The sequence below is a fragment of the Ramlibacter sp. genome, from assembly GCF_035706265.1.
In the GTDB taxonomy this organism is placed as follows: Bacteria; Pseudomonadota; Gammaproteobacteria; order Burkholderiales; family Burkholderiaceae_C; genus Ramlibacter.
The window spans coordinates 1-6902 of record NZ_DASSVG010000442.1 but is presented as its reverse complement, the minus strand read 5'-3'; the positions used below and the strand labels follow the sequence as shown (position 1 = coordinate 6902).

Below are 6902 nucleotides of genomic sequence, written 5' to 3'. Positions count from 1 at the left end.
GGCGAAACCGCCCAGCGCTGGGGCTATGCCGACGGTGCCGGCGAGGTGGGCTTCATCAGCAGCGTCACCCAGGCCTTCTGCGGCGACTGCAACCGCGCCCGCCTGTCCACCGAGGGCAAGCTCTACCTGTGCCTGTTCGCCGGCAACGGCTACGACCTGCGCTCGCTGCTGCGCGGCGGCGCCAGCGACGAGGAGCTGGCCTCCGCCATCGGCCACATCTGGCAGGGCCGCGACGACCACTACTCGGAGCTGCGCGGCACCATGGCGGCCGACCAGGGCAGCGGCGTGCGCCGGGTCGAAATGAGCTACATCGGCGGCTAGGAGCCTGGGCGGCGGGTAACATCGCCGCCATGATCGACAAGGAAGACATCACGGGCCTGGTCCTGGCCGGCGGCCGGGGCACGCGCATGGGCGGGGCCGACAAGGGCCTGCAGAACTTCCGCGGCATCCCGCTCGCCATGCACACCATGCTGCGGCTCGCGCCGCAGGTGGGCGAGATGATGATCAATGCCAACCGCAACCTCGCAGCCTACGAGTCCTTCGGCGTGCCGGTGTGGCCGGACACCATGTCGGACTTCCCCGGCCCGCTGGCGGGCTTCCTCACCGGCCTGGAGCGCTGCGAGACGCCGTACCTGGTCACGGTGCCCTGCGACACTCCCCTCTTCCCGCCGGACCTGGTGGCCCGGCTGGCCGAGGCGCTGGAGCGCGAGGACGCCGAGATCGCGATGGCCGCCGCGCGCGAGGAGGACGGCAGCGTGCGCACCCAGCCCGTGTTCTCGCTGCTGCGGCAGGAGCTGATGGAAGACCTGGTGCGCTTCACCCAGGGCGGCGGCCGCAAGATCGACGCCTGGACCGGCCAGCACCGCACGGTGGTCGTGCCCTTCGACCGCGCAGGCGACGACCCGTCGGCCTTCTTCAATGCCAACACCCTCGCCGAGCTGCACCGGCTCGAGCAAGCGCCGTGACGCTCTCCATCGAACAGATCGCCGCGCAGCTGCAAGGCTACGACCCGCAGGCGCTGAGCGCCGAAGCGGTGGGCGAATTCCTCGCCCGCCTGGTCACGCCGCTGCGCGAGACGGAATCGGTGGGCCCGCGGGAGGCGCTCGGCCGCGTGCTGGCGCGCGACCTCGTCTCGCCGCTCAGCGTGCCGCCGCACGACAACTCCGCGATGGACGGCTTCGCCTTCGACGGCGCCCAGCTCGCTTCCGCACCGCTGCAGCTGCAGGTGGTGGGCACGGCGCTGGCCGGCAAGGCCTGGCAGGGCACGGTCGGCCCCGGCCAGTGCGTGAAGATCATGACCGGCGCGATCATGCCGCCCGGGCTCGACACGGTGGTGCCGCAGGAGTTCACCCGCACGCTCGCCGACGACCGCATCGAAGTGCCGGCCGGCCTGCTGCGCCCGGGCGACAACCGCCGCCGCAAGGGCGAGGACCTGATGGAAGGCCGGCCCGCGCTGGCCGCCGGCGAACGGCTCGGCCCCGCCGCCTGCGGCCTGGTCGCGAGCCTCGGCATCGCCCAAGTGGAGGTGTTCCGGCGCCTGCGGGTGGCCTATTTCTCCACCGGCGACGAGATCCTGAGCCTGGGCGAGCCGCCGCGCGAAGGCGCGGTGTACGACAGCAACCGCTACACCGTGCACGGGCTGCTCGCCCGCCGGGGCTGCGAAGTGATCGACCTGGGCGTGGTGCGCGACGAGCCGGCCCTGCTGGAACAGGCCTTCCGCGATGCCGCCGGGCGTGCCGACGCGATCATCACCAGCGGCGGCGTCAGCGTCGGCGAGGCGGACTACACCAAGGCCATGATGAAGAAGCTGGGCGACGTGGCGTTCTGGCGGATCGCGATGCGCCCGGGGCGGCCGATGGCCGTCGGCCGCATCGGGGAGTCCGTGCTGTTCGGCCTGCCGGGCAATCCGGTGGCCGTGATGGTGACCTTCCTCGCCTTCGTCCGCCCGGCGCTGCTGCGCATGATGGGCGCGCGTGCCACCGCGCCGGTGCTGCTGCAGGCCCGCAGCGCCGAGGCGATGCGCAAGAAGCCGGGCCGCACCGAGTACCAGCGCGGCATCGTCACGCGCGACGCGGCGGGCGCCCTGGAAGTGCGCACCACGGGCAACCAGGGCTCGGGCGTGCTCAGCTCGATGGTGCAGGGCAACGGCCTGATCGTGCTGCACCACGGCCAGGGCAACGTCGCCGTGGGCGACGCGGTGGACGTGATGATGTTCGAGGGCGCGATCTAGACCCAGGCTCGCGAGGGCCCGCTCAGCTAGGGAATTCACCGAAGCCCTTCCCCCATTCGGTGGATGGACTTGCAACCAAAAACCATTATTGTTACCTTCTGTTGCGGGAGGTGCGATGAAACACGGGTTCTTGGGAGCGCTGATGGCCCTGCTGGTGGCGGTCTGCAGCGGTGCCGCAGCCGGGTTCGGCACCCCGGCGGCGCCGCAGGAGATCGCCCGCGAGTCGCTCGACCTGCTCAAGACCATGGCTCGCCGCAGTACCACGGCGCACACCTACGTCGGAACCTGCGTGACGGCGATCGCCCATGCGAAGCGCTACGAGGACCGCAGCGACGTCGTCACCGCCAAGCTCGAAAGCATCTGGGCCGAGGCCGCCGGCCGCTGCCGCGGCCTGGCCAGCCGGGTCTGCGCCACCCCCGCGCTGGAAGCGCCGCGCGACGCCTGCAACCGCATCCGCGCCTTCGATCCCGTCCTGCAATGATCAGGCGAAGCGCACCGCCGCAATCGGCGGCAGGTCGCGCGACAGGCACTGCCAGAGCGCGCCGCCGTCCTCGCTGACCCACAGCCCTCCCGTCGTCGAACCCATCGCCAGCGTCTCGCCGTCATCGGCACAGGCCAGCGCGTGCCGGTACACGAGGTGGTACGCGTCGCGCGCCGGCAGGCCTTCGCCATGGGTGCGGAAGCTCGCCCCGCCGTCGCGCGTCTCGTTGACCACCATGCGGCCGTCCGCCGGCATGCGCTGCTGGTCCGAGTGCGCCGGCACGAACCAGGCGCGCAGCGGATCGCGCGGATGCGCCGCGACCACGAAGCCGAAGGCGCTCGGCGAAGGCGTGCCCAGGTTGCGCCAGCTGCGGCCGCCGTCGGCCGAGCGGTAGATGCCGCCGTGGTGCTGGGCCCAGAGCACGTCGGGCTGCGCCGCGCAGGCATCGATGCGGTGCACGTCCTGGATGTTGCCGTCGAAGCGGCGCTCGGGCGGCATGTAGGCCCCGGCGTCGAAGCCTTCCGAGGTGTTGGCCCAGGTGGCGCCGGCATCGCGCGTCTGCCACACGCCGCCGCAGGAGACGGCCAGCGTCACGTGCGCCGGATCGCGCGAGTCCACCACGATCGAATGGATGCCGGCATGGTCGTAGCCGCCGCCGAACCATTCGCGCCGCTCGGGCCGCGTCCAGAGGCTTTCCACCAGCCGCCAGCTCTCGCCGCGGTCCTCGGAGACGAACAGGCCGGCCGGCAGCGCTCCGGCCCAGAGCCGGCCGCCGCCGGCTTCCAGGCTCCAGACCAGGTCCACGGTCCAGGGTGTGGTGTCGTCGGCCAGCGGACCTTCGGTGGGCTTGGGCGGGAAGGCGGGCGCGGCCACGTCCTGCCAGCTCGCACCGCCGTCGCTGCTGCGCTTGAGCTTGACGCCGAAGTGGCCGAGGCGCAGGGCCGCGTACCACGTGCCGTCGTGCGCATCGCGCAGCACCTGCGTCACCGGCTCGCCGGGGAATTGCGGTTGCCCGAGCTGCCAGCCCGCCGCGGCGCGGCGCACGGTGAAGAGCCCCTTGCGGGTCGCGACCTGGATGTCCTGCATGTCAGCCTCCGGTGAGCGCCTGGATCACCATCACGCGGTCTTCGCTGCCCACGGTGCGCGCGAGCGCACGATCGCGCGGCAGCATCTCGCCGTTGAGGAACACGGCGACGTGCTTGCGCACGGCCCCCTGCTCGTCGAGCACGTAGGCCTTCAGCGCCGGCGCGGCGCGGAAGGCCGCCTCGAGCGCAGCGCCGAGCGTCTGCGCCTGCACCTGCTGCCGCGGGCAGGCCACATGGCGCGTCAATGCCGGGGCGAATTCGACGGTGGGCATGGCGGGGAGCCATTCCACCTCGGGCCTCACGCCGTCGTCAAGCGGGAGGGGAAAGGAAGACCAAAACTACCGGACGCAGAGGACGCAAAAGATACGCAGAGGACGCAAAAGAAATCCTGATTTTGCAGGGTGTCCTTTTGCGTTCTTTGCGTACCCTTTGCGTCCTTTGCGTCCTTTGCGTCCTTTGCGTCCGGCTGTCCGGCTGTCCGGCTGTCCGGATTGCGGTGTTACTTCGCGACCAGGTCTTGGTGGACCGGCAGCGCGCGGCCGTGGGCGCGGTCCTTCGCCTCGGCCTTGTTGGCGCCGGGCACTTCCTTGCGCGCGAACAGCGTGTACATGGTCGGCACCACGAACACCGTCAGCAGCGTGCCGAGCGACATGCCGCCCACGATCACCCAGCCGATCTGGGTGCGGCTCTCGGCGCCGGCGCCGTGCGCAAAGGCCAGCGGCACCGCGCCCAGCACCATCGCGCCCGTGGTCATCATGATCGGGCGCAGGCGCTGCGAGGCCGCCTTCACGAGCGCGTCCACCATTTCCATGCCCTGCTCGCGCAGCTGGTTGGTGAATTCGACGATCAGGATGCCGTGCTTGGTGATCAGGCCCACCAGCGTGATCAGGCCGATCTGGGAATACACGTTGAGCGACCCTCCGCTCCACTTCAGCGCCAGCAGCGCGCCGATCATCGACAGCGGCACCGACAGCATGATCACCAGCGGGTCGACGAAGCTCTCGAACTGCGCCGACAGCACGAGGAAGATGAACAGCAGCGCCAGCACGAAGACGATCGCCAGTGCGCCCTGCGAGTTGCGGAACTCGCGCGAAGTGCCGTTCAGCTCGGTGGTGTAGCCGGGCTTGAGCACCTTGGCCGCCGTCTCGTCCATGAACTTCAGCGCCTGCCCCAGCGAGTAGTCGGCCGCGAGGTTGCCCGTGATGGCCGCCGCACGCCGCTGGCCGAAGTGGTTCAGCTCGCGCGGGCTCACGCTCTCCTGCGTCTTCACCAGCGCCGACAGCGGGATCATGGTGTCGTTGCGGCCGCGCACGTAGATGCTGTCGATGTTCTCCGGCGTGCTGCGCCCGCTCGCCTGGGTCTGCACGATCACGTCGTACTGCTCGGCGTCGCGCTTGTAGCGGGTGACCTGGCGGCCGCCCAGCATGGTCTCCAGCGCACGCGCCACCACCTCGACGCTCACGCCCATGTCGGCCGCCTTGGCGCGGTCCACCTCGATGCGCAGCTCCGGCTTGTTCAGCCGCAGGTCCACGTCGACGCCCTGGATGCCCGGGTTCTTGGCGATCTCGTCCAGCATCTGCCGCACCACGAGGTTCAGGTTCTCGTAGCTGTCGGAGGTCTGGATCACGAAGTTGAGCGGCCGCTCGCGGAAGCCCTGCCCCAGCGAAGGCGGCGTGACGGCGAACGCGTTCACGCCCGGCAGCGAGTTGAACTTGGGCCCGAGCTCGCGCGCGATCTGCAGCGTGGTGCGTTCGCGCTCGTCCCAGTCGATGGTGCGGTACACCACGCTGCCCTGCGACACCGTGGGGTTGCCCAGGCTGGCGAAGATGCGGTCGAACTCGGGGTACTCCTGGCCCATGCGCTCCAGCGCGCGGGCATAGCGGTCGGTGTACTCCAGCGTGGAGCCGTCGGGCGCGTTGATGCTGGCCAGGATGGTGCCGCGGTCCTCCAGCGGGGAGAGCTCGGACTTCATCGTCGGCCACACCAGCGCGATCAGGCCGGCGGCGCCGAACATCACCAGCACGATCAGCCAGCGGGCCTGCAGCAGGGCCGCGCGCGCGCCGCCGCGCTCGCCGGCAGCCGGACGCCAGCGGGCCGTGACGATCCAGCGCAGCAGGCGCGCATAGCCGTTCTGCACCGCCGTCAGCCAGCGCTCCATGTGGCTGTCGAACCAGGTCGGGTTCGCGTTGTGGCGCAGCAGCTTGGAGCACATCATGGGCGTGAGCGTCAGGGCCACGAAGCCCGACACCAGCACCGAGCCGGCCAGCGCCAGCGCGAACTCCACGAACAGGCGGCCGGTGCGCCCCGGCGTGAACGCCAGCGGCGCGTACACCGCCACCAGCGTCAGCGTCATCGTGACCACCGCGAAGCCGATCTCGCGCGCGCCCTTGATGGCGGCGGAGAACGGGTCCAGCCCCTCCTCGATGTGCCGGAAGATGTTCTCCAGCATCACGATCGCATCGTCCACCACCAGGCCGATGGCCAGCACCAGCGCCAGCAGCGTCAGCGTGTTGATGGTGAAGCCGGCCAGCGCCATCATCGCGAAGGTGCCGACCAGCGACACCGGGATCGTGATCATCGGGATGATCGAGGCGCGGATCGTGCGCAGGAAGACGAAGATCACCAGCGCCACCAGGATCATCGCCTCGACGATGGTGCGGTAGACGTTGCGCACCGAGCGGTCGATGAACAGCGAGTTGTCGTTGGCGACGTCGATGTTGATGTCCGGCGGCAGGTCCTGCTTCAGCCGCGGGATCATCTCGCGCACGCCCTGCGCCAGCGTCAGCGGGTTGGCGGTGGCCTGGCGGATCACGCCGGTGCCGATGGCGCTGCGGCCGTTCAGGCGCATGCCGCTGCGCTCGTCGGCCGGCGCCTCCTCCACCCGCGCGACGTCGCGGATCTTCACCGGGAAGCCGTTGGAGTTGCGGATCACGATCTCGGCGAACTGCGCGGGCCGCACCAGGTCGGTCTGCGAGGTGACGCTGAACTCGCGCTGCTGCGACTCGATGCGGCCGGCCGGCAGCTCCAGGTTGCTGCGCCGGATCGCGTCCTCCACGTCCTGCGTGGTCACGCGGTAGCCGGCCAGCTTGTCGGGATCGAGCCAGAC

The 6902-nt window shown here is 70.5% G+C and carries 6 protein-coding genes and 1 pseudogene; 4 read left to right on the top strand and 3 right to left on the bottom strand.

The features are described from left to right. The 4 genes and pseudogenes from VFM98_RS15695 to VFM98_RS15680 all read left to right on the top strand — a co-directional run. A pseudogene (locus VFM98_RS15695) lies at positions 1 to 321 on the top strand (GTP 3',8-cyclase MoaA); the annotation flags it as partial. A 29-nt stretch (positions 322 to 350) separates the two neighbouring features. Continuing rightward, positions 351 to 965, top strand: coding sequence for a molybdenum cofactor guanylyltransferase MobA (gene mobA / locus VFM98_RS15690; protein WP_325110840.1), 615 nt, complete (start codon positions 351 to 353; stop codon positions 963 to 965). Continuing rightward, entirely contained in the window at positions 962 to 2230 is a 1269-nt protein-coding gene (gene glp / locus VFM98_RS15685) for a gephyrin-like molybdotransferase Glp (protein WP_325110839.1), read from the top strand. The genes mobA and glp overlap by 4 nt, the downstream gene beginning before the upstream one ends. Before the next feature lie 115 nt (positions 2231 to 2345). Continuing rightward, positions 2346 to 2711 carry a hypothetical protein gene (locus tag VFM98_RS15680; RefSeq protein ID WP_325110838.1) on the top strand — a complete coding sequence of 122 codons (366 nt, stop codon included), beginning with the start codon at positions 2346 to 2348 and terminating at the stop codon, positions 2709 to 2711. Here VFM98_RS15680 and VFM98_RS15675 read toward each other — a convergent pair whose 3' ends face one another. From VFM98_RS15675 to VFM98_RS15665, 3 genes are all read right to left on the bottom strand, one after another. Continuing rightward, complete coding sequence (locus tag VFM98_RS15675; protein WP_325110837.1) at positions 2712 to 3797, bottom strand: exo-alpha-sialidase; 1086 nt, start codon at positions 3795 to 3797, stop codon at positions 2712 to 2714. A 1-nt stretch (position 3798) separates the two neighbouring features. Next, complete coding sequence (locus VFM98_RS15670) at positions 3799 to 4068, bottom strand: MoaD/ThiS family protein (protein WP_325110836.1); 270 nt, start codon at positions 4066 to 4068, stop codon at positions 3799 to 3801. Positions 4069 to 4295: 227 nt separating this feature from the next. Then, positions 4296 to 6902 (bottom strand): efflux RND transporter permease subunit (locus VFM98_RS15665; RefSeq protein WP_325110835.1); only part of this gene is annotated, 2607 nt, incomplete at its 5' end.

Coding starts and splice junctions, on each gene's coding strand:
- mobA (WP_325110840.1), top strand. CDS start 351: ATGATCGACAAGGAAGACATCACGGGCCTGGTCCTGGCCGGCGGCCGG.
- VFM98_RS15680 (WP_325110838.1), top strand. CDS start 2,346: ATGAAACACGGGTTCTTGGGAGCGCTGATGGCCCTGCTGGTGGCGGTC.
- VFM98_RS15675 (WP_325110837.1), bottom strand. CDS start 3,797: ATGCAGGACATCCAGGTCGCGACCCGCAAGGGGCTCTTCACCGTGCGC.
- VFM98_RS15670 (WP_325110836.1), bottom strand. CDS start 4,068: ATGCCCACCGTCGAATTCGCCCCGGCATTGACGCGCCATGTGGCCTGC.